Origin of the sequence: Pseudomonas sp. GM84 (assembly GCF_000282535.1) — a bacterium.
Classification (GTDB): Bacteria; Pseudomonadota; Gammaproteobacteria; order Pseudomonadales; family Pseudomonadaceae; genus Aquipseudomonas.
This window is the reverse complement of sequence record NZ_AKJC01000007.1, coordinates 1-22,966: the sequence shown is the minus strand read 5'-3', so window position 1 is coordinate 22,966 and position 22,966 is coordinate 1. Positions and strand designations below refer to the sequence as shown.

Annotated in this window: 15 protein-coding genes, 4 tRNA genes and 2 pseudogenes; 8 read left to right on the top strand and 13 right to left on the bottom strand. The window is 64.8% G+C overall.

What is annotated here, in order from left to right:
• Nucleotides 1-91: 91 nt before the first annotated feature.
• From PMI38_RS00860 to PMI38_RS00845, 4 genes are all read right to left on the bottom strand, one after another.
• Nucleotides 92-167, bottom strand: a tRNA-His gene (locus PMI38_RS00860).
• A 45-nt stretch (nt 168-212) separates the two neighbouring features.
• A tRNA-Leu gene (locus PMI38_RS00855) sits at nt 213-297 on the bottom strand.
• A 54-nt stretch (nt 298-351) separates the two neighbouring features.
• Nucleotides 352-427, bottom strand: a tRNA-His gene (locus PMI38_RS00850).
• Between the two features lie 42 nt (nt 428-469).
• A tRNA-Arg gene (locus PMI38_RS00845) sits at nt 470-546 on the bottom strand.
• Between the two features lie 255 nt (nt 547-801).
• On the opposite strand from PMI38_RS00845, the gene folD reads away from it, so the two are divergent.
• Entirely contained in the window at nt 802-1,656 is an 855-nt protein-coding gene (folD, locus tag PMI38_RS00840; RefSeq protein ID WP_008089453.1) for a bifunctional methylenetetrahydrofolate dehydrogenase/methenyltetrahydrofolate cyclohydrolase FolD, read from the top strand.
• A 190-nt stretch (nt 1,657-1,846) separates the two neighbouring features.
• On the opposite strand, the gene PMI38_RS00835 is transcribed toward folD, so the two are convergent.
• Genes PMI38_RS00835 through PMI38_RS00810 form a run of 6 tightly spaced genes read right to left on the bottom strand, consistent with a single transcriptional unit; the run spans nt 1,847 to nt 7,766 of the window.
• On the bottom strand, nt 1,847-3,586 hold the full coding sequence (locus PMI38_RS00835) for an ABC transporter substrate-binding protein (protein ID WP_008089452.1): 1,740 nt from the start codon (nt 3,584-3,586) through the stop codon (nt 1,847-1,849).
• Nucleotides 3,587-3,624: 38 nt separating this feature from the next.
• Entirely contained in the window at nt 3,625-3,897 is a 273-nt protein-coding gene (locus PMI38_RS00830) for a DUF2160 domain-containing protein (protein WP_008089450.1), read from the bottom strand.
• A gap of 13 nt (nt 3,898-3,910) precedes the next feature.
• Nucleotides 3,911-4,711: a carbohydrate ABC transporter permease gene (locus tag PMI38_RS00825; RefSeq protein WP_008089448.1), complete on the bottom strand. Its 801-nt coding sequence runs from the start codon at nt 4,709-4,711 to the stop codon at nt 3,911-3,913.
• Nucleotides 4,712-4,714: 3 nt separating this feature from the next.
• Nucleotides 4,715-5,578, bottom strand: coding sequence for a carbohydrate ABC transporter permease (locus PMI38_RS00820; protein WP_008089446.1), 864 nt, complete (start codon nt 5,576-5,578; stop codon nt 4,715-4,717).
• Nucleotides 5,575-6,672 carry an ABC transporter ATP-binding protein gene (locus tag PMI38_RS00815; protein WP_008089445.1) on the bottom strand — a complete coding sequence of 366 codons (1,098 nt, stop codon included), beginning with the start codon at nt 6,670-6,672 and terminating at the stop codon, nt 5,575-5,577. Before PMI38_RS00815 ends, PMI38_RS00820 begins: the two co-directional genes overlap by 4 nt.
• The gene (locus PMI38_RS00810) at nt 6,672-7,766 is read right to left on the bottom strand and encodes an ABC transporter ATP-binding protein (RefSeq protein WP_008089443.1); all 1,095 of its coding nucleotides are present in this window, start codon (nt 7,764-7,766) and stop codon (nt 6,672-6,674) included. The genes PMI38_RS00815 and PMI38_RS00810 overlap by 1 nt, the downstream gene beginning before the upstream one ends.
• 226 nt (nt 7,767-7,992) lie before the next feature.
• Here PMI38_RS00810 and PMI38_RS00805 point away from each other — a divergent pair, with 226 nt between their 5' ends.
• The 4 genes from PMI38_RS00805 (at nt 7,993) to PMI38_RS00790 (ending at nt 16,426) form a co-directional block, all read left to right on the top strand.
• Nucleotides 7,993-9,747 (top strand): sigma-54-dependent Fis family transcriptional regulator, encoded by a 1,755-nt coding sequence (locus PMI38_RS00805; protein ID WP_008089441.1) that lies wholly within the window; start codon nt 7,993-7,995, stop codon nt 9,745-9,747.
• Nucleotides 9,748-9,899: 152 nt separating this feature from the next.
• A complete protein-coding gene (locus PMI38_RS00800; protein ID WP_008089439.1) occupies nt 9,900-10,964 on the top strand; it encodes an ornithine cyclodeaminase in 1,065 nt (354 codons plus the stop codon).
• A gap of 80 nt (nt 10,965-11,044) precedes the next feature.
• Nucleotides 11,045-11,536, top strand: coding sequence for an Lrp/AsnC family transcriptional regulator (locus PMI38_RS00795; protein WP_008089438.1), 492 nt, complete (start codon nt 11,045-11,047; stop codon nt 11,534-11,536).
• Between the two features lie 69 nt (nt 11,537-11,605).
• Entirely contained in the window at nt 11,606-16,426 is a 4,821-nt protein-coding gene (locus PMI38_RS00790) for a dermonecrotic toxin domain-containing protein (protein WP_008089437.1), read from the top strand.
• Nucleotides 16,427-16,477: 51 nt separating this feature from the next.
• On the opposite strand, the gene PMI38_RS00785 is transcribed toward PMI38_RS00790, so the two are convergent.
• From PMI38_RS00785 to PMI38_RS27790, 3 genes and pseudogenes are all read right to left on the bottom strand, one after another.
• The gene (locus PMI38_RS00785; protein WP_008089435.1) at nt 16,478-18,166 is read right to left on the bottom strand and encodes a putative bifunctional diguanylate cyclase/phosphodiesterase; all 1,689 of its coding nucleotides are present in this window, start codon (nt 18,164-18,166) and stop codon (nt 16,478-16,480) included.
• Between the two features lie 12 nt (nt 18,167-18,178).
• Nucleotides 18,179-18,667: pseudogene (locus PMI38_RS27795) on the bottom strand (methyl-accepting chemotaxis protein); the annotation flags it as partial.
• A gap of 747 nt (nt 18,668-19,414) precedes the next feature.
• Nucleotides 19,415-19,828, bottom strand: a pseudogene (locus PMI38_RS27790) (PAS domain-containing protein); the annotation flags it as partial.
• A 347-nt stretch (nt 19,829-20,175) separates the two neighbouring features.
• On the opposite strand from PMI38_RS27790, the gene PMI38_RS00775 reads away from it, so the two are divergent.
• The 3 genes from PMI38_RS00775 to PMI38_RS00765 are packed head-to-tail and all read left to right on the top strand — an operon-like array spanning nt 20,176 to nt 22,930.
• A complete protein-coding gene (locus PMI38_RS00775; protein ID WP_008089430.1) occupies nt 20,176-21,486 on the top strand; it encodes a C4-dicarboxylate transporter DctA in 1,311 nt (436 codons plus the stop codon).
• 44 nt (nt 21,487-21,530) lie between these two features.
• Nucleotides 21,531-22,232, top strand: coding sequence for a FadR/GntR family transcriptional regulator (locus PMI38_RS00770; RefSeq protein WP_008089427.1), 702 nt, complete (start codon nt 21,531-21,533; stop codon nt 22,230-22,232).
• 17 nt (nt 22,233-22,249) lie between these two features.
• Nucleotides 22,250-22,930 (top strand): GntR family transcriptional regulator, encoded by a 681-nt coding sequence (locus PMI38_RS00765; protein WP_008089425.1) that lies wholly within the window; start codon nt 22,250-22,252, stop codon nt 22,928-22,930.
• The last annotated feature ends 36 nt before the right edge of the window (nt 22,931-22,966 follow it).

Sequence of the window (22,966 nt, the reverse complement as noted above, 5' to 3'; positions counted from 1 at the left end):
AATCCAGTGTGTCTACCAATTCCACCACGTCCGCGCGAGGCAGAAAAAACAAAGGCGCCTGATTATACAATCAAGGCGCCTTCGAAGAATATGGGGTGGACGATGGGAATCGAACCCACGACAACTGGAATCACAATCCAGCGCTCTACCAACTGAGCTACGCCCACCATATTGCGGTCTTGCGATGCTGCGGTACTGCCTTTACAGAAACATGGTGCGGACGAAGAGACTCGAACTCTTACAGCTTGCGCCGCTGGAACCTAAATCCAGTGTGTCTACCAATTTCACCACGTCCGCGTAGCGCTTAAAACAAAGGCGCCAGATCTACAATCAAGGCGCCTTTGAAGAATATGGGGTGGACGATGGGAATCGAACCCACGACAACTGGAATCACAATCCAGCGCTCTACCAACTGAGCTACGCCCACCATATCGCTAAACAGCCTTACTTGCTTGCCCATGCGGCCTAATGGCGCACCCGGCAGGACTCGAACCTGCGACCATCCGCTTAGAAGGCGGATGCTCTATCCAGCTGAGCTACGGGCGCATAAGCTTAAAGCCTAACCGAACGAGCGACAAACCACTCATTCTGCCCGACTTAGCCAACCAGTGCTAGGCTGTGCCCGACAAGTGCGGCGAATCTTATAGGCGAGCCGGTAGAGCGTCAACACCTTTTTCAAAAAAATTTAAATTATTTAAGGGGTTAGGGGATTTGCCCGACCACCCGCCTTTGCCCTCGGGCCGTGTCGTGCGAGAATGCGCCCTCTTTATTGTTCCTTTCTCGATGGTTAATCACGCGTCTATGACTGCACACCTAATCGATGGCAAGGCGATCGCCGCCAACCTGCGCAAAGAGATCGCTCAACGTGTCGAGGAGCGTCGCCAGCAAGGCCTGCGCACGCCAGGCCTGGCGGTGATCCTGGTCGGCACCGACCCCGCCTCCCAAGTCTATGTCTCGCACAAGCGCAAGGACTGCGAAGAGGTCGGCTTCATTTCGCAAGCTTTCGACCTGCCCAGCGATACCACGCAGCAAGCCCTGACCGAGCTGATCGACCGCCTCAACGACGACCCGGCCGTCGATGGCATCCTGCTGCAGCTGCCGCTGCCGGCGCACCTGGATGCCTCGCTGCTGCTCGAACGTATCCGCCCGGACAAGGATGTCGATGGCTTCCACCCTTACAACATCGGCCGCCTGGCCCAGCGTATCCCGCTGCTGCGCCCGTGCACGCCAAAAGGCATCATGACCCTGCTGGAAAGCACCGGTCAGGACCTGTACGGCATGAACGCGGTGATCGTCGGCGCGTCCAACATCGTTGGCCGACCGATGGCCATGGAGCTGCTGCTGGCCGGCTGCACCGTTACCGTCTGCCACCGCTTCACCAAGGACCTGCCCGGCCACGTCGGCCGCGCCGACCTGGTGGTGGTAGCCGCCGGCAAGCCGGGCTTGGTCAAGGGTGAGTGGATCAAGGAAGGCGCCATCGTCATCGACGTCGGCATCAACCGCCAGGACGATGGCAAGCTGGTCGGCGACGTGGTCTACGAGACCGCCCTGCCCCGTGCCGGCTGGATCACGCCGGTGCCGGGTGGCGTCGGGCCGATGACCCGCGCTTGCCTGCTGGAGAACACGCTGTATGCCGCTGAAGAGCTGCATAAGTAAGATTGCGTGAGATGAAAACGGCACCTCTGGCAGGTGCCGTTTTTTTTTGCCTGAGACTTGTTGGCTGGCTGTACTGGCCTCTTCGCGGGACAAGCCCGCTCCCACAGGTTTTGCGCAACATTCAAGCGTTGTGTTGAGCCTGTGGGAGCGGGTTTGTCCCGCGAAGCGGCCAACGCAAATCTCTAGCCAGTCACTTGCGCGCCGCCTCCCACGACTTCAGCAGTTCCTCGTAACTGACCGTCTCGCCCTTGGGTTTCTCGTTGGCCAGCTTCGCCTTCGGCGCCCCCGGTTGGTCATACCAGTACTGGGCATCTTTCTCCGGGTTCAGCTTCGGCGCACAGGTCGCCTGCGCATTGGAGCGCTGCAGCCGCTCCATCATCTTGTCCTGGTCACGCGCCAGGCCGTCCAGCGCCTCCTGCGGGGTCTTCTCGCCACTGGCCACTTCGGCGATATGGCTCCACCACAACTGCGCCAGGCGTGGATAGTCCGGCACGTTGGTACCGGTCGGCGTCCATTGCACCCGCGCCGGGCTGCGGTAGAACTCCACCAGCCCACCCAGCTTGGGCGCCAGGTCGGTCATGGCCTGGGAGTTGATGTCCGACTCGCGAATCGGCGTCAGGCCGACGATGGTCTTCTTCAGCGACACCGTCTTCGACGTGACAAACTGGGCGTACAGCCACGCGGCCAGGCGCTGCTTTTCCGGCGTCGACTTGAAGAAGGTCCAGGAGCCGGCATCCTGATACCCCAGCTTCATCCCCTCCTCCCAGTACGGCCCCTTGGGCGATGGCGCCATCCGCCACTTCGGCGTGCCGTCGGCATTGACCACCGGCAGCCCCGGCTTGGTCATGTCGGCGGTGAACGCGGTGTACCAGAAGATCTGCTGGGCGATGTTGCCCTGGGCCGGTACCGGACCGGCCTCGGAGAAGGTCATGCCCTGGGCTTCCTTGGGCGCGTAGGCACGCATCCAGTCGACGTACTTCTGCGTCGCATAGACCGCCGCCGGCCCATTGGTGTCGCCGCCGCGGGTCACACTGGAGCCGACCGGGTGGCAATCCTCCACGCGAATCCCCCACTCGTCCACCGGCAAGCCATTGGGCAGGCCCTTGTCGCCGCCGCCGGCCATGGAGAACCAGGCATCGGTGAAGCGCCAGCCCAGCGAGGGGTCTTTCTTGCCGTAGTCCATGTGGCCGTACACCCGCTTGCCGTCGATTTCCTTGACGTCCTCGGTGAAGAACTTGGCGATGTCCTCGTAGGCCGACCAGTTCACCGGCACGCCCAGCTCGTAGCCGTATTTTTCCTTGAACTTGGCCTTGAGCTCCGGCCGCTCGAACCAGTCGGCGCGGAACCAGTAAAGGTTGGCGAACTGCTGGTCGGGCAACTGATAGACCTTGCCGTCCGGGGCGGTGGTGAAGGACAGGCCGATAAAATCCTTGATGTCCAAGGTTGGCGAGGTGTAGTCCTTGCCTTCGTTGGCCATCAGGTCGGTGATCGATTCCACCTTGCCGTAGCGAAAGTGCGTACCGATCAGGTCGGAGTCGTTGACCCAACCGTCATAGATGTTCTTGTCCGACTGCATCTGCGTCTGCAGCTTCTCCACCACATCACCTTCTTGCAGCAGGTCGTGGGTCAGCTGAATGCCGGTGATCTCGCTGAAGGCCTTGGCCAGCACCTTGGACTCGTACTCATGGGTGGTGATGGTTTCCGACACCACGTTGATCTTCATCCCACGAAACGGCTCGGCAGCCTTGATAAACCACTTGAGCTCGGCCAACTGCTGTTCAGGCGTCAGGGTGGACGGTTTGAACTCGCTGCCGATCCACTTTTTCGCCGCGTCCTCGTACTGGTCGGCCCACGCCGTGCCCTGCACGCTGGCCAGTACCAGCCACGCGGCCAGGGTCAAATGTCGCCGTTTGTGATTGTTCTGGAACATTGTGATCTCCCGATTGAGTTATTCCCCGGAGCCGTCGCTCAGCCCCAGCGCATCACCACCACCAGCCAGCCCAGCGACAGCAGCGAGGCCACCCACAACGGCCAGTCGCTGAGCCCGACCACCAGCAGGTGCAGGTAGGCGCTGGCCAGCAGGCCGATGAACAACCGGTCGCCACGGCTGGTGACGATCGGCAGGAAGCCGCGCCGCTCGACACAAGGGCGGCGCAGCTCGAACAAGGTCATGCACAGCAACAGCACGCCGACGGCCGCGAAGAACAGCGCCGTGGGCAGGGTCCAGGCCATCCACTCCATGCGGGCTACCTCCCTATACCCGGCCCAGGGCGAAGCCCTTGGCCACATGGTTGCGGACGAACCAGATCACCAGCATGCCCGGCAGGATGGTCAGCACGCCGGCCGCGGCCAGCACCCCCCAGTCGATCCCGGAGGCGGACACGGTGCGGGTCATCACCGCCGCGATCGGCTTGGCGTTGACCGACGTCAGGGTGCGCGCCAGCAGCAGCTCGACCCACGAGAACATGAAGCAGAAGAACGCCGTCACGCCGATGCCGGAACCGATCAGCGGAATGAAGATCTTCACGAAGAAGCGCGGGAAGCTGTAGCCATCGATGTAGGCGGTTTCGTCGATTTCCTTGGGCACGCCGGACATGAAGCCTTCGAGGATCCACACCGCCAGCGGCACGTTGAACAGGCAATGGGCCAAGGCCACGGCAATGTGCGTGTCGAACAGGCCGATCGACGAATACAGCTGGAAGAACGGCAGCAGAAACACCGCCGGCGGCGCCATGCGGTTGGTCAGCAGCCAGAAGAACAGGTGGCGGTCGCCGAGAAAGCGGTAACGCGAAAAGGCATAGGCCGCCGGCAGCGCCACCAGCAGCGAAATGACCGTGTTCAGGCACACGTAGTACAGCGAGTTGAGGTAGCCGCTGTACCAGCTGGCATCGGTGAAGATCACCCGGTAGTTGTCGAGGGTGAAGGCCTGCGGCCACAGGGTCAGGCCACCGAGGATCTCGGTGTTGCTCTTGAACGACATGTTCAGCAACCAGTAGATCGGCACCAGCAGGAAGAAGAAATACAGCAGCAGGACCAGGGTCTTTTTCGTGCTCATGGCCTAGTCCTTGTCGGCGTGGGTCATGGCCGTATAGAACAGCCACGACACCAGCAGGATGATCAGGAAGTACACCAGCGAAAACGCCGCCGCCGGGCCCAGGTCGAATTGCCCCACGGCCATGCGCGTGAGGGTCTGGCTGAGGAAGGTGGTGGCGTTGCCCGGCCCCCCGCCGGTCAGCACGAACGGCTCGGTGTAGATCATGAAGCTGTCCATGAAGCGCAGCATCACCGCGATCAGCAATACGTTCTTCAGCTTGGGTAGCTGGATGTGCCGGAACACCGCCCAGTTCGAGGCACGGTCGATGCGCGCCGCCTGGTAGTACACGTCCGGGATCGCGCGCAGACCCGAATAGCACAGCAGTGCCACCAGCGAGGTCCAGTGCCACACGTCCATCACCAGCACGGTCAGCCAGGCGTCGAAGGTGTCGCTGGCGTAGTTGTAGTTCACCCCCAGCTTGGCCAGCGTCGCGCCGAGCAGGCCGATGTCGGCGCGGCCGAAGATCTGCCAGATGGTGCCGACCACGTTCCACGGAATCAGCAACGGAATGGCCATGACGATCAGGCACAGCGAGGCCCGGCGCCCCTGGGTCGGCATGGTCAGGGCGATGGCGATGCCCAGCGGGATCTCGATCGCCAGCACACAGGCCGAGTAGATGAACTGGCGCAGCAAGGCATCGTGCAAGGCCGGGTCACGCAGTACCTGGCGATACCAGTCGGCCCCCACGAAGTAGCGGTTGGACTGGTCGAAGATGTCCTGCAGCGAATAGTTGACCACGGTCATCATCGGCACCACGGCGCTGAAGGCCACCAGCAGGAACACCGGCAACACCAGCCACCAGGCCTTGTTGTTGGGCACCTTGTTCATGGCCCGGCCTCCAGCAGCACATCGTCGACATACAGCATCAGCCACTGCGCCGGCAGGCTCACCCAGGCCTGCGCCGCCGGCAATGGCCGATCCTCCGCCAGGCGTGCCTTGAGCGACACCCCACCCAACGCCAGGGTGACGATGCGGTAGGTGCCCAGGTCCTCGACGTCGAGCACCTGCGCCGGGTAGGCCTGATCGAACGGGCTGTCCCACAGCTGCACGAATTCCGGGCGAATCCCCACCTGCAGGCGCCCGCCGCCCGTCGCCGCCAGACGCTCGCGCAGGCCCTCGGGCAGGGGCAGGTGGATATCACCGAACGCCACGCCATCGGCCTCGGCCCGCACATCGATCAGGTTCATGCCCGGGCTGCCGATGAAGTAGCCGACGAAGGTATGCCGGGGCCGCTCGAACAGCTCGCGCGGGGTGCCGAACTGGACGATGCGCCCGCCGTGCATCACCGCGATCTTGTCGGCGAAGGTCGAGGCCTCCAGCTGATCGTGGGTGACGTAGATCATGGTGATGTTGAACTGCTCATGGATCTGCTTGAGCTTGCGCCGCAGCTTCCATTTCAGGTGCGGGTCGATCACCGTCAGCGGCTCATCGAAGAGAATCGCCGAGACGTCGTCGCGCACCAGGCCGCGGCCCATGGAGACCTTCTGTTTTTCGTCGGCGCTGAGGTTGCGCGCCTTTTTCTGCAGCACCGCCGACAGGTCGAGCACCTCGGCGATTTCCTCGACCCGGCTGCGCACCCGCCCCTCGTCCAGGCCCTGATTGCGCAAGGGAAAGGCCAGGTTGTCGAACACCGTCATGGTGTCGTACACCACCGGGAACTGGAACACCTGGGCGATGTTGCGCTGCTGCGGCAGCAAGTCGTTGACCGGCTTGCCGTCGAACAGCACCTCGCCATGGGACGGCGTGAGCAGGCCCGAGATGATGTTGAGCAGGGTCGACTTGCCGCACCCGGAGGGCCCCAGCAAGGCATAGGCCCCGCCCTGCTCCCACACATGGTCCAGCGCATGCAGGGCATAGTCCGCCTCGCTGGCAGGCTGGCGGCTGTAACTGTGGGCCAAGTGGCGCAGGCGGATCTCGGCCATCAGGCACTCCTCGCCTGGCGCAGGCCAGGCGCCTGCACCAGTGCACCTGCGCTGTCGAAGACGAACAGCTTGTGGGTGGGGATGAACACGCGAATCGGCGCATCCACCTGGTATTCGTGTACGCCTGGCAGGTGCAGGACCATCCGCCAGTGTTCGTTACGCACGTGCAGGAAGGTTTCCGAACCACTGATCTCGGCCAACTCCACCCGCACGGCCAGCTCCAGGTCATCGTCGTGGGACGGCACCAGGGTGATGTGGCTGGGGCGCACGCCGAAGCGGTAATCGCCATCCCCCAGGCGCTGCAAGTCGGCGTTACGGGCGAAGTGTACGGTCTGGGCCAGGCTCACTTCGTTGCCGCTGATGCGGCCCGGAATCAGGTTGATCGGGGGTTCGGAAAACAGCTCGGCGGCCAGCACGCTGCAGGGGCGCTGATAGACCTCGGCAGTGGCCCCGCTCTGCACGATGCGGCCTTCGTGCAACAAGGTCGTGGTGCCGCCCAGCGCCAGCGCTTCGTTGGGCTCGGTGGTGGCATACACGGCAATGCAGTGGCGCGCGGCGAACAGCTCGCGCAGTTCCTGGCGCAGGCCCTCACGCAGCTTGTAGTCGAGGTTGACCAGCGGCTCGTCGAACAGGATCAGCGAGGCATCCTTGACCAGCGCCCGGGCCATGGCCGTGCGCTGCTGCTGACCGCCGGACAGCTCCAGCGGCAAGCGTTGCAGGTAGGCCTCGATGCGCAGCATCTCGGCGGTTTCCTGCACCCGCCTGCGGATGTCCGCCTCGGCCAGGCCCGCCTGGCGCAGTGGCGAAGCAATGTTCTCGAAGACACTCAAGGTCGGGTAGTTGATGAACTGCTGATACACCATCGACACGTTGCGGTGGCGCACCGCAATGCCGGTCACATCCTTGTCATCCATCAGCACGCGCCCCCGATCCGGGCGGTCGAGGCCGGCCATCAGGCGCATCAGGCTGGTCTTGCCGGCCAGGGTGCGGCCCAGCAACACGTTGAACGACCCTGGTTCGAAACGCAGGGAGGCATCGATGATCCAGGCATGGCCATCGATACTTCGACTGACCTGATCCAGCACCAGGGACATGGTGTGCGGCCCTTTTTTTGATTGTTGTCCGCCATACAGAGCCAGTTCCATGCCAGTTTCGCCCCTTCGCTCTGGCATGCGCCTTTGCCACCGTTGACCGGCCACCCGTGGTTCACAACTGAACAGTTTCGCTGAACACCTGAACACTCGCGGGTTTGACATTGAACAGCCGTGAACGACACTGAACGGCGGTCGGCCGATAACAACAATCACACAGGACAGGCCCATGGCCACATCCGCTTCGACCCACGCCCAACTGATCCAGGCCTCCTGGGCCCGCTGTCGCGAGCATGGCCTGCAGCCGCAAAGCGCGCCGGACTTCGACTGCCTCACCCGCACCGAACTGAACGCCCTGCTGGAGCGGCGCGAGTCGCTGCTGCGCCTGACCCGCGACGAGGTGCTGCCGCAGTACGCGCACTTGCTGGGCAATGCCAGCTACCTGGTGATGCTGGCCGACGCCAGCGGGTGCCTGCTCGACACCTGGGGCTCGCGGCGTTTCGTCGAGCCGCGCCAGCAACACGGCTTCAGTGCCGGCGCCCATTGGCACGAACGGGGCGTAGGTACCAATGCGCTTGGCACCGCCCTGGTCTGCGCCGAACCGATCCATGTCGGCCAGGATGAACACTACCTGCGCCAGAACCACTACCTGGCCAGCGCCGCGGCGCCGCTGTTCGATGCCGAGCGGCAGCTGGTCGGGGTGCTCGATGTGGCCAGCGATGGCTACCTGCCGGCCACCCAGACCCTGGGCCTTGTGCGCATGATGGGCCAGAGCCTGGAGAACCGCCTGATTCTGGCCCAGCACGCCGATCGCCACGCGCAGCTGCTGTTCAACAGTGGCTCCGACAACCTCGACAGCCCCTGGGCCGGTTTGCTGGTGTTCGATGAGCGCGGCCAGGTGCTGGCGGCCAATCATCGGGCCGACAGCCTGCTGGGGGGCGACCCGCGGCGACAGAACCTCGAACAGCTGTTCCAGATCCCCTTGCGCCAGTTGCTCGCTCACCCCCAACGGCAAGCCTTCGCCCTGCAGGCGGCCGGGCGCAACCGCTTCCACTGCCAGTGGCAAGCCCCCCGCCAAAGCCCGCCGCGCACAGCAGCGCCGGGCAGCGACCCACGCCTGGAAAAGGCCCTGGCCCAGGCCAGCCTGTTGCTGGAGAAAGACATTCCCCTGTTGATCCAGGGTGAAACGGGGGTTGGCAAAGAGCTGTTCGTCGAAACCCTGCACCGCGCCAGCAGCCGCTCCCGCCAGCCGTTGATCGCCGTCAACTGCGCCGCCATTCCCGCCGAGCTGGTGGAGTCGGAGCTGTTCGGCTATGACAAAGGCGCCTTCACCGGCGCTCACCACAAGGGCAACCCCGGGCTGATCCGCAAGGCCGACCAGGGCATCCTGTTCCTCGACGAAATCGGTGACATGCCGCTGCCTACCCAGGCCCGCCTGTTGCGTGTGTTGCAGGCGCGCAGCATCCAGCCGCTGGGCAGCGGTGAACCGGTGGCGGTGGATATCCGGGTAATCTCGGCGAGCAACCGCGACCTGGCCGAAGAGGTGCGTGCCGGGCGCTTTCGTCAGGACCTCTACTACCGCATCGCCGCCATGGCGGTGGTCTTGCCAGCGCTGCGCGAGCGCAGCGACCGGCGGCAACTGATCGAACAGGTGCATGCCCAGCACCGCGAGCCGGGGCAGCCGGAGCGGCTGCCGCAGGCCATCCTCGAGTTGCTCGTGTGCCACCCCTGGCCAGGCAATGTGCGCGAGCTGGTCAGCGTGATGCAGGTCGCGCTGGCATTGGCAGGCACCGGGCCGATCACGCTCGAACACCTGCCATCGGGCTTTCTGGCCGAGTCTCGGGGGCCAGCGGCCATGAGTGTCGCACTGCCCGAGGACGACCTGCAGACGCGGCTGCAAAATGCCAAAGGCAACCTTTCGGCCGTCGCACGCGAGCTCGGTATCAGCCGCACCACCCTGTACAAAAGATTGCGCGAACAATGATTGCAGACACGTCACAGCCGATTCGGCTGCCACTCGCCTGAAATCAGCCGGTCCCGCTGGGCGCCTGCCCTGCTTCAGCCAGTATGTGCCCTCTGCCCGCGGGACAATGGCTTTGAGCCAACTCTGGAATGCGCTGCCGCAAGGAGACTGCCATGACTCGCTATATCGACGTGCAAGACCTCGCCCGCCTGGTCAACCGCAAGGGCCTGGCCACCTGCCTGGTGGAAATGGCCGAGTACATCCGCCAGGACTACCTGCGCTGGCAGGCTTTCGAGAAGTGCGCCCGGGTGGCCAACCACTCGCCTGACGGGGTGATCGAACTGATGCCGGTCGCCGACGCCGGCCTGTACGCCTTCAAGTACGTCAACGGCCACCCGAAGAACACTCGCCTCGGCCTGCCCACCGTCATGGCGTTCGGTGCCCTGAGCGAGGTCAGCTCCGGCGCACCGCTGCTGCTGAGCGAGATGACCCTGACCACGGCGATCCGTACCGCAGCCACCTCGGCCCTGGCCGCCCGCTACCTGGCGCGCGAGGACAGCCGGAGCATGGCGTTGATCGGCAATGGCTCGCAAAGCGAGTTCCAGGCCATCGCCTTCAAGACGCTGCTGGGCATCGATGAAATCCGCCTGTACGACATCGACCCCGCCGCCACGGCAAAACTGGTGGCCAACCTGGCCGGCCGGCCTGGGCTGAAGCTGATCGTCGCCAAGTCGGTTGCCGAAGCGGTGCGCGGCGCCGATATCGTCACCACGGTCACCGCCGACAAAGCCTATGCCACGATCCTCACCCCGGACATGATCGAGCCCGGCATGCACCTGAACGCCGTGGGCGGCGACTGCCCCGGCAAGACCGAGCTGCACCGCGAGATCGTCGAGCGGGCCCGGGTGATTGTCGAGTACGAACCACAAAGCCGGGTCGAAGGCGAGATCCAGCAGATGCCGGCCGACTCGCCGGTGACCGAGTTCTGGCACGTGCTCGCAGGCACCGCCCCAGGCCGCGAGCACGCAGCGCAGGTGACCCTGTTCGACTCGGTCGGTTTTGCCCTGGAGGACTACTCGGCGCTGCGCTACGTGCTGGATAGCGCGCGGGCCATGACCATCGGCCAGGACATCGCGCTGGTGCCGGCGCTGGAAAACCCGAAAGACCTGTATGCGCTGCTGCAACCTCGGGTGGTGGAAATCCGTGCCAAGCCCAGGGCCGACTCCGCTTGTGCCTGATGGATTGACCGGGGGCTGCTGCACAGCGGCCCCTTACCGCCTATCTTGTCCATGCCCCTTCGACAAAGAAGCCCAAGCGCATGGACACCAAGGACGTTCCACTCCCTCCCCTGGACCGCATCGACGAAGCCATCATCAATGTGCTGCGCGTTGACGGCCGTATCACCTTCGAAAAGCTTTCGACGCTGGTTCACCTCACCCCGCGCCCGTGTCTTGAGCGCGTGCGCAAGCTGGAGCGACGCGGCGTGATTCGCGGCTACGGCGCCATCATCGACGTGCAGAAAGTCGCCCCCGGCCTTTCCCTGCTGGTGCTGGTGGCCCTGTCCAACCAGAGCGGCCGTGCCGCCCAAAAGGCCTTCGAAGCCACCATGCGCGCCTGCTCGCAGGTGCATGAGTGCCAATTGATCAGCGGCCATTTCGACTACAGCCTGCGCCTGCGCTGCCGTGACATGGAGCACTACCGGGTGCTGAGCGAAAGCTGGATGAACACCGAGGCACTGCACATCGACAAACTGGTCGCCCACCCGGAACTGGCGGTGGTGAAAAGCAGTGCAGGGCCTGTCGACGGGTAGTGTCTATCTACCCGCGCGCGCACACAGGCATCGCTAGCCTCCCTGCTCCCTCACCCGCAGGAGCTGTCGATGACCCACGCCCTTCATTCCCATCTCGCTCTGGTCCAACGCCAGATCCCCCAGTGGCTGCGCCAGGCCAGCCCGGCACAGCGCGCCGAACTGGCGTTGCTGATCCGTGATAGCCAGCGCCAGACACAGCGCCTGAGACAGGCCTTCGCGCCATTGCAAGCGGTCGATGCCTTCTGCCGCCCGCTGCTGGAACCGGCGCTCGCCCGCTGGTTCCCGGATACACCGGCGGCGTCGCTGCTCCAGGCGCGGGTGCTGTTCAACGAAGAACCGCGCTTGAAGCACCTGTCCGTGCTGGAAGCTGCCCTGCAGAATTTCCAGCCCGATGCCCGGATCAAACTGCTCGCCGCGGATTTCAGCCCGCTGGCGCTGGATCCCTCGACCTTCATCAAAGGCGTGCGAAACCTTGACCTGGGCCAGCGATACCGCTTTCACCTGGGTGATGTGGTCGACAACGACGCCTTTCGTGCGCTGCTCGAATCACAGGACCGTGCCAGCCTGCGAGCCGAAACCGCCTTGGCGACATTGCGCGGCCACATCGACAACCGCGGCGAAACACTTGCCCGGGCCGCACAGGAAAACCAGGCAACCGTCGCCACGCCCTCCGGCAACCGCACCTTGCAGTGTGCGTACCTGAGCCTGTTCGACACGCCCCTGTACGGCCCGCTGGTCATCCAGCTGGAACAGCCCAGCGCCAGCGAACCCTGCCTCTTCTATCTGCCGGGCGACCCACAAGGCCCGCTGCGCCAGTACGCCTCCTTGGCGACACTGAAAACCACGCTGACCCAGCGCTTGGCCGATCACGATTTTCGTGCGTTTTTCTGCCGCCATGTGCCACTGGCCGAGCAGGCCGGTTTCAGCCAGCGCCTGCGCGAGTGCCTTTACCCGCTATACCCTTACGACGAACTGCACGCCACACCGCCGGTGCTGGACAAAGGTGACCGCTTCAGCTGGCTCAGGCGTACCTTCCCCTCGCCCCACGACATCTGGCAGGAAACCCGTGACCTGAACGCCCGCCTGCCGCTCACCCTCACACCCTGGACGGGCGATTGCTTCAAGGCCCGGGCGCGGACACTGGTGGAACGCAAGTTCGTCGATGCCGCCCGCGTAGCCGTCCCGGTCGGCCAGCTCGACGCCCGTGCGCAACTGGCACGCATCGAAAGCTGGCTGGGCACCGGGCTGACCGTACTGAACATGGCGAGCTTCTTCGTCCCCGGCCTGGCCGAGTTGATGCTGGTGGCGGGCGGCGCACAGATCGTCGACGAGTTCCTCGAAGGCGTTCATGCCGCCAACCAGCAGGACAGTGACGAGGCAATCGCCCACCTGTTCGGTGTTGTCGAAAGCCTGGCGCAGTTCGCTGCCCTGGGCGCTGCGGCGAGCTTGGCTGCGCCCACCGGGCCCTTGCAGGCCTGGCACATGATCGACAGCGCGGTCGGTACACGGCTGTGGCACGGCGACCTGGCACCCTTCCGGCGCGAGGCACTACAACCCTTGGCCGCACGTGCCGACGGCCTGCATCAAGGGCAAGGGCAAAGCTGGCTCAAGATGCAGGGCCGGCGCTATCCGCTTGAAAACACCACAGATGGCAGTCGGCGCCTGGTTGCAACCCAGGGGCACCGCATCCAGCCGACCTTGCAGGGCGACGCGCCAGGGCCTTGGATCTTCGCCCATGAACAGCCCCTGCACTGGGATCGCGCCCAGCTGTTGCAGCGGCTGGCCAGTACCGCCACCGGCATGGACCAGCCAGCGCTGCAGCGCGCCTTGCAATGCAGCGGGTATGACGAAACGATGCTGCGCCGGGTGATGGTCGACCGCGAATCGGCCCCGGCGTTGTTGCTCGACAGCCTGGAGGCGTTGGGCGGTCAGGTCCCTCCGCCACCGGCAGTCACGGCCAACGGCAATCTGCTGGCGCGAGACTTCCCGTCGCTCAGCGCAAGGGTGCAGGCCGAGATGCTCGCCCAGGCGCGCCCGGCGGAACTTGAGCAGATGCAACGCACCCAACGCGTGCCCCTGCGCCTGGCCGAAACCGCGCGCCTTTACCTGCGCGACGGCCGCCTGAACCGCGCCCTGGCCCGGATGCGGCTGCACAGCGGCCCGGTCGTTGACCGCGACGCCCTGGTGTTCGGCGCCCTTGAGCAACTGCCAGGCTGGACAGGCAGCGTGCGCGTCGAGCTGCGCGAAGGTTCGTCATCCGGTCGCTTGATGCATGCCTGCGGTCATGAGCAGCTGCCGACGAAGAAGGTCATCCGCCGCGAAAAAGGTTATGAGCCACGCAATGAACAGGATGAAACCCTGGCCAACCGGGTGGACATCTTCCAGGCGATTCTCAATGCGTTGCCCGACAGCGAACGCCTGTCGCTGGGCCTGCAGATCCACGAACCGGAAGCACTCAACGACGCCCTGTTCGACCTCCTGGCCGGCGACCGGGCCCATGCAGCACGCGCCCTGGGCATGCAACCTGTGCGACCGTTTTACCGCCTGCCACGACGCTTGCCGGGCGGCCAGTTCGGCTATGCGCTCAGCGGGCGCGGCCAGGGCTGGATCACCGAAGACGAGCTGTTCAACCGGCTGTTCCCTGCCACCGATCCGCAGGCCCGGGTGGTCTTGCGCCAACGCCTGCTCCAGGAAGCCGGCGGGCAACCGTTCGGCGCGCTGCTCGAACGTCTCAGGGTCGAGTACCTGCAGCTTGAAAGCGCCCTGGCGCTATGGGTCCACGCCCCCTATGTGGCTGAAAGCGGTGCCTTCATCGTGCAACGCAGCGCCCGCGCCGAAGCCGCCAGGCGCTTGCGCATGGCCTGGCGCCGGGAGTCGACCAACCTCGCCAGCAGCATCGAGCATGTGATCCTCGAACTCGATGGCCGCAACCTCGGCGCCCTGCCCACCTTGCCAGCGCCCATGCCCCATGTGCGGCAGTTGAGCGTCACCTTTTTGTTCGAGTCATCGCTTGCCAGCCTGGATACCTTTCTCGATAGCTTCCCCAACGTGCGAGCCCTGGACCTGGAATGCAACCTGCTCGAGCACATCCCGCCCTCGGTCGAACGAATGGCCGAATTGCAAACCCTGGATCTGTCGAACAACAGCCTTGAGCTTGGCGACGGCGCCAGCCTCGATCTGTTGGCAGGGTGCAACAACCTGCAGCGCCTCAACCTCAGCAATACCCTGCAGACGCTACCCGCTGCCGCGCTGGAGCGGCTGGCCAACCTGCCGAACCTGGCGACCCTGGCGATCGACAGCAATGGACTGAACCTCACCACCGAGCATTTCCAGGCCCTGCAACGCTGGCCTGCGTTGATCGACCTGAGCATGGCCGGTAATGAAACCACCCTGACCGAACAAAGCCGCGCCGCCCTCGCCCGCCTGGACCGCCTGCACACCCTGTTCATGAGTGAGAACCCGCTGGACATGGCGCCCGATGTCAGCGACTGGCATCGGTTGCAGGCACTGGACCTGCAGCGAACCGGCATCGCCGAATGGCCAAACGGCCTTGCCGAACTGCTGAATCGACGCCCTTTGCAGTTACAGAGCCTGGATCTCAGCGAGAACGAAATCACCGATGCGCCCGCCCTTCAGGGCAGTGCTTTCGCCGAGGCGGTACATGCGGGCGAACCGCGAGCCCGTTACGACTTCGACAACAACCCGTTCAGCGAGCAGGCGCAACAGCGTCTGGCCGATGCCGGACTGTCCGCGATCAGTGTCGGCGACGCCGACGTCCCCTGGTACATCGACTGGCCAGCCGAACTGCTGGAGCACCAGGCGTTGACCGCCAACGAGCCGAGCTGGCAGCCGCTGTACCAACTGTTCGAACGGTTGACCCGAACGGCGGACTACCTGAACCAACCGACCCGCGTGCGGGCACGCATGCAACATGTCCTGCGCACCCTCGGTGCCAACCCTGGCGAAGCTGACGGCGGTGGATGGGGCCGGGCGCAATTGCACGAACAGGTCATCGAGACCATCAACGATGCCACCCAGGGCTGCGTCGACCAGGCCAGCCTGCTGTTCCAGCAGATCGAAACCGACGTGATGCTGTGGGATGCGGTCAGCGCCGCCGAGGCTGGCGCAGCGAGCGAGCAGGTAGCGGTGAACAGCGCCGCCGGGCTGCTGCGTCAGCAGCGCCTCGACGAGCGCGTAGGGGCCCTGTACAACGCCCGCGTGGCCAGGCGCCGGGCACTGGCGGAGGCAACCGACGCTGCAGCGCGTGAAGCCGCGCCGCCCCTGGATGACGACGATGACCTGGACGATGCAGCACTGACCGAGCCCGACTACAACATCGACGAAATCGAGATGGCCTTGCATGCGCGCATGCACCTGCGCGAAACGCTCGGACTACCGCCGCAACCCCAGCAGATCATGTTCGACTACCTGGCACGCCTGAGCCCCGCAACCGTGAACCGACTGGGCGTCGCCGTGATGTCGGATGTGAGTCGCAGCGTGTTCAGCCAATGGGCCTGCGAGCAGCGGTTCTGGCAGACCTGGCTGCGCCGCCTGCGGGCGAATGCGTTCGACGCGCTGGCCAGGGAATGGGAAGCGGCAACCGAGTACCACAGCGAACTGACCGAAGCCACGGAGAACCCGGGCGACTATACCGGGCCAGAAGTGCCGGCAGCCTACATCGATGCACTGGAGCAGGAACTGGGCGACATCGACGGCCTGCACTGGCGGCGCGACGGTGTCGTGCAGCGGGTCGACCTGGTTTCCGATCGCTATGCCGATGAAACCGACATCTACACCCGCGCGAGCGCGTTGCTGCTCAGTACCCGCACCGCGGCGGAACAGGCACTGCTGCGCAGCCTGACCGAGGTCATGGCCAGCTCGCTGGCCTGAACCGAGGCCTGGAGGGCGCCTTGCCGGATACCTGGCAAGGGGCCGTCCAGGTCACTCGTCTTTCCACTCGCTGGGTTGCCGATAGCTCGCCACCCACTGCACCACCTGCCTAGCGGGCATCGGTGGCGCAATGCAGTACCCCTGGGCCAGCTCGCAACCCAGCGCCATCAGCACCCGCCCATGCTCGACACTTTCCAGCCCTTCGGCGATCACCTCGCGGCCAAAGGCCCGCGCCAGCCCGATCACCGCGCCGGTCAGGGCCAGGTCATCCTGGTCGTGAAGGATGTCGCGCACGAACGACTTGTCGATCTTGATGGTCTGGGTGGGCAGGCGCTTGAGGTAACTGAGCGACGAGTACCCGGTGCCGAAATCATCCAGGGAAAACCGCACCCCCAGCGCCTGGCAGGCTTCCAGACAGCGGCTGACATGCGGCAGGTTGTCGATCGCCAGCGACTCGACGATTTCCAGGTCCAGCCGGCTCGGGTCGACATGCGGATACGCCACCAGCAACTGCTTCAGGCGCTCGACGAAATCGTCACGCTGCAAGTGGCGGGCGGCAATGTTGACGCTCAGCGACCAGGGCCGACCTTGGCGCTGCCAAGCCTGCAGCCGCTGCAGGGCGTGTTCGATCACCCACTCGCCGATCTCGACGATCAAGTCGGTCTGCTCCACGAGTGGCAAGAACTTGCCCGGCAAGACCAGCTCGCCGCCGGGTCGCTGCCAGCGCAGCAGGGCCTCGAAGCCCAGCACCTGGCCGGTACGCAGGTTGACCTTGGGTTGATAATGCAGGCACAGCTCACGGTTGCGCAGGGCCCAGCGCACCCGCGCCACGGTCTGGTGTGTGGCCTGCAGTTCAAGTTCCTGGGACACGTCGAACACGTGGTAGCGGTTGCGGCCCTGCTGCTTGGCCACGTACATGGCCTGGTCAGCGTGGCGCACCAGGGTGTCGGCATCCTCATCGTCCAGGGGGAACAGGGTGACCCCGATACTGGCGCTCAACGACAGCCGTTGCTCGCGTATCGCATAGGGCGCGGCCACTCCCCGTAGCACGCGCTGCAAGGCGACATGCAACTGCTGGGGGGTGTCGACATGGCGCAATATCAGCACGAACTCGTCGCCCGACAGCCGCGCCACCGAATCACCACTGCGCAAGATGCCCTTGAGCCGCTGCGCCACTTCCACCAGCAGCAGGTCGCCCGTCGCGTGCCCGTAACCATCGTTGACCGCCTTGAAACCATCCAGGTCGAGCATGCACACCGCCAGGGAGATGTCTTCCCGGCGGGAGAAGGCCAGGGCCTGGTTGAGCAAGTCCGACAGGTAGGCACGGTTGGGCAGGCCGGTGAGCACATCGTGCCCCACCCGCCACTGCAGGGTATGCAGCAACTGGCGCTTTTCGGTGACATCGAAGCGGATCGACACGTACTTGCGCACCTGCCCGGTCGACGGATCGATCAGCGGCACCATGGTGCTATCGACCCAATACAGCGAGCCATCCTTGGCGCGGTTGCAGATCTCGCCCTTCCACACCTTGCCCGCGGCCAGGGCCCGCCACATGCTCAGGAAGAATTCCGGCTCGTGCAGGCCCGAATTGAGAATGCGGTGGTTGGCCCCCAGCAATTCGTCGCGGCTGTAGCCGGAGATACTGCAGAACTGCTGGTTGACGTAGGTGATAGACCCACGCAGATCGGTTTCGGAAAAGATCGCGGCCGCGTCCACGGCTGCGCGATAGATATCGTCCATAAGCATCCCGGGTCAGCGGTTGAAGCGCTCTACCAGGGCGCGCAATCCAACGCACACCTGCTCAAGCTCCGCACCACGCGAAGCGGCGGCATTGGCACTGCGGGCGCTCTGCTGAGCGATGCCCGCCACGCCATTGATCTGCCGCGAGACGTCCTCGGCCACCGCCGATTGCTGCTGCGAGGCGGTCGCCATTTGCTGGCTCATGCTGCTGATGCGTTGCACCGCGTCACGGATGTCATGCAGCGTCTGCTGCGCTTGCTGCACCTGCACCACGCCCTGCTCGGCACCGGCGATACCCTGGCTGGCCATGTCCACGGCCTGCTCGGCACCGCTGCGCAGGCCGTCGATGATGCCTTGGATATGCAAGGTCGATTGGCGAGTCTTGTCGGCCAGCGCCCGCACCTCATCGGCCACCACGGCAAAGCCACGCCCCTGCTCGCCGGCCCGCGCCGCTTCGATGGCCGCATTGAGGGCCAGCAGGTTGGTCTGTTCGGCGATGGCGCGGATCATCCCGGTGGCTTCGCCGATCCCGGCGCACTGACCGGCCAGGTGCAGGACCGCCTGGTTGATCTGCTCGACCGTGTCGGCCAACGCGCGGATCGCCGCGCCGCTGGCGTCGGCCACCTGGCTGCCTTGCTCGGCGAGCAGGTGCACGGTATGCGCTTCGCCTGCCGTGAGCTGTACGTGGCTGGCGACTTCGCCGATGGAGGCGGCCATTTCGGTCATCGCGGTGGCGCTCAGGTCCGTCTCCGCACGCTGCTCCAGCAATGCGGTCTCGGTGCCGCGCGACAGGCGCCCCGCATCCTGCGCCGCCACGGCCATTTGCGCGGCCAGGTCGCTCAGGCGAGTGAGCGCGGTCTTGAGACGCGCCTCCTCGCCGATCAGGATCAGCTGCAGCTGCCCGGCCGCCCCCGGCAAGTCGCTGTAGGTCAGCGCGGCCAGCGGGTCGGCGAACGTGCCCTCGGCGCCATCGATCACCTGCCGCAACTGCCGGCCCAGGTCATTGCGCGCCCACAGCCCGTAGGCCGCGAACAATGTCAGGGTCAACCCTTGGCCGAGCGGCCCCGGCCACAGCTGGTTGGCGCCCACGGCGAGCAGCCCGCCCAGCAGCGGCAAGGCCAGCGTCCGGCCCAGCAGCGCCAGCCGGCGGCCCACCGGTATCGCGGCCTGCCCCTCGCGCAAGCGTGCATACAGGGCCTCGGCCCGTCGTATCTGCTCACGGGTCGGGCAGACCCGCACCGACTCATAGCCCACTACCCGCCCGCCTTCGAGGATCGGCGTGACATAGGCATTGACCCAGTAGAAGTCGCCGTTGCGGCAGCGGTTCTTGACGATCCCCATCCAGCTCTTGCCCGCCTTGAGGTAACGCCACATCAACTCGTACACCGCCGATGGCATGTCCGGGTGGCGCACCAGGTTGTGCGGGCTACCGATCAGCTCGGCCTCGCTGTAGCCGCTGATGGCGGCGAATTCGGGGTTGCAGTAGGTGATCAGGCTGGCGGTGTCGGTGGCCGAAATCAGCCGCTGATCGGGGGGGAAACATTGCTCGACCGGGGTAACCGGCAAGTTGAGGCGCACGTTGAAACTCCATTCACTGACGTACCGGCAGCTGTATAGGCAGCCATCGGGACTTATCCACGCCGTGAATTCTACGAAATTCATTACATGAATGATACAAATGTAACGAAATATGCCTTACCGCCCCAGGATATTGGCAAGCGGATTGCAGCGCTGGAACAGGTGCTGGCCAATGCCTGATCTCGCTCTGCGCAACACCTGCGGTGTGTCGAACCCTTCCAACCAACGTACGCACCGGACTAGAGCCTGGCAGGCCAGAATGCACCACAACTGGTCAGACCGGTAAGGCCAAAATTCCTTGCAATGGCCGATTTTTCGCGGTTTTATGAGTCCGCGCTGAACAAACCGGTAAGACCACAAAAATAATGAAGTCCTGCGCTCTTTCGCCCCGTGCGGCACCGAAGCAAGGACACCGACCAGAGATCACTCCCATGCTCAAATGGTGCTCGCGTTCGATCTTCCTGCAAGTGGTGCTCGGCCTTGCCCTCGGCATCGCCTGCGGCCTCAGCTTCCCCGACCTGTCCCTGCAACTCAAACCCCTTGGCGATGGCTTCATCAAGCTGATCAAGATGCTCATCGGCCTGATCGTCTTCTGCGTGGTGGTCAGCGGCATTTCCGGTGCCGGCGACCTGAAGAAAGTCGGCCGTATCGGCCTCAAATCGGTGATCTACTTCGAAGTACTGACCACCATCGCCCTGGTGATCGGGCTGGTGTTCGCCTTCAGCAGCGGCATCGGCAGCGGTGCCAACATCCACCTGGACCAACTGTCCAGCGCCGACGCCAGCAGCCTGGCCGAACGCGGCCAGCATATCCACGGCGCCACCGCATTCTTCATGGACCTGATCCCGACTTCGGTGGTGGGTGCCTTCGCCGACAACAACATTCTCCAGGTGCTGCTGTTCTCGGTGCTGTTCGGCAGCGCGCTGAACCTGGTGGGCGAATCGGCGGCCGGCATCTCGCGGCTGATCAACGAACTGAGCCATGTGATCTTCCGCATCATGGGCATGATCGTGCGCCTGGCGCCGATCGGTGTATTCGGCGCCATCGCCTTCACCACCAGCAAGTACGGCCTGGAATCGCTGCAGCACCTGGGCGGCCTGGTGGCCTTGTTCTACCTGACCTGCGCCGGCTTCGTGCTGGTCATCCTCGGCACGGTGATGCGTCTGTCGGGCCTCAAGCTGCTGCCGTTCATCAAGTACCTGCGCGAAGAACTGACCATCGTCCTCGGCACCGCATCGTCCGACGCCGTGCTGCCGCAGATCATGCGCAAGCTCGAGCACCTGGGGATTGGCAGCTCCACCGTGGGCCTGGTGATCCCGACCGGCTACTCGTTCAACCTGGACGGTTTCTCCATCTACCTGACCCTGGCCATCGTGTTCATCGCCAACGCCACCGGTACGCCGCTGGAGATGACCGACCTGTTGACCATCCTGCTGGTCTCGCTGGTGACTTCCAAGGGTGCCCACGGCATCCCAGGCTCGGCGCTGGTGATCCTGGCCGCTACCCTGACCGCCGTGCCGGCCATTCCGGTGGTGGGCCTGGTGCTGGTGCTGGCGGTGGACTGGTTCATGGGCATCGGCCGGGCCTTGACCAACCTGATCGGCAACTGCGTGGCCACGGTGGCCATTGCCCGCTGGGAAAAAGACATCGACCTTGAGCGTGCGCAGAACGTGCTGGCTGGCAAACCCGGCTTCGCCCATGCACCACGCAAGCCAGCCAACGCCCATCAACAGGAATTCTGAGCCCATGTGGCCGGCGCTGACGCCGGCCCTTTCAGGAGCGAAACGTGATCAGCTCATCGACCGTCGTCACCTCAGTGGTGGAAAAACTGCGCCAGGCCCTGGCCCGCGGGCAATGGCGCTCCGGCGACATGCTGCCCGGCCAGCGCGAACTGGCCGAACAGCTGGGCATCAGCCGCCCCAGCCTGCGCGAAGCGGTGACCGTGCTGGAAACCCTGGGCCTGGTGCGCTCGCTGCCGGGCAAGGGCGTACTGGTGCTGGATGCCGAGGCGGCCGTGCACGAACCCGGCAGCGATACCGCCGCCGCCAGCCTGGCCGACGTGCTGGAGCTGCGCTACACCCTCGAACCGTTCATCGTCGGCCTGGTGGCGCAGTCGGCCAACAGCCAGGACATCGGCCAGTTGCGCCTGACCCTGATGGACATGCGCGAGGCGCTGGAAGCCGATGACAGCGAGGCCGGCGCCAAGGCCTACATCGCCTTCCACGAAGCGCTGTTCGCCCTGACCACCAACCCGATCTTCCAGAGCGTGGTGCAACAGACCGGCAATGCCCTCAAGCAAAGCGCCAGCATGCTGCGCAACTCCCCCGAACACCTGGCCGCACGGCTCAAGGAAAACGAAGCCGTGGTCCGCGCCATACGCGAGCGCAACAGCGCCCAGGCCAGTGCCCAGATGCGCCAGCACATCCTGGCCGAAGGCCTGCGCATGGGCATCGAACTGAACATCCCGGACGACCATCCGCAGCCCTGACCCCAAGGAGAGCGACCATGACCGCCTGCGCCCACGCCGCCCCCCGCCTGCCTGCGCTGCTTGCCGCTGGCGAAACCCGCCTGTCGGCCGATCAGATCTACCCGCGCCTGTTCGACGCCATCCTCGAACAACGCCTGCCACCTGGCAGCCTGCTGCCCGAACAGGCACTGGGCAACGCCTTCGGGGTCAGCCGCACGGTGATCCGCCGGGTGCTCGGACGGCTGTCGGACCAGCAGGTGGTGGTGCAACGCCCCAGCCACACCGCCCACCTGGCCGCGCCCGACCCGCAACAGGCACGCCAGGTGCTCAGCGCCCGGCGCCTGGCCGAAACCACCTTGATCAGCCTGGCTGCCCAGCGCGCGCGGCCTTCGCAGGTGCGCCAGTTGCGCCAGCTGGTGGAGCGCGAACGCCAGCATCACGAACGGGGCGAGCGCTGCGCGGCCATCCGCTTGGGCGGCGAGTTTCACCTCAAGCTCGCCCAGGTGGCCGCCAACGCGCCACTGGCCAGGTTTCTCAACGGCCTGGTGCCGATGACCTCGTTGATCATCGCCCGCTATGAGTCACCCTGCTGCGACCACTGCGCCTGGCAGGAGCATGCCGCGATCATCGATGCCGTGGAGGCCGGTGACGAGGCGGCGGCGTTGGCGTTGATGCATGAGCATCTCGACCGTCTGGAAGACAAGTTGAACCTGGAATAACAGCGGCCGCTGCGCGGCCATCGCCGGCAAGCCGGC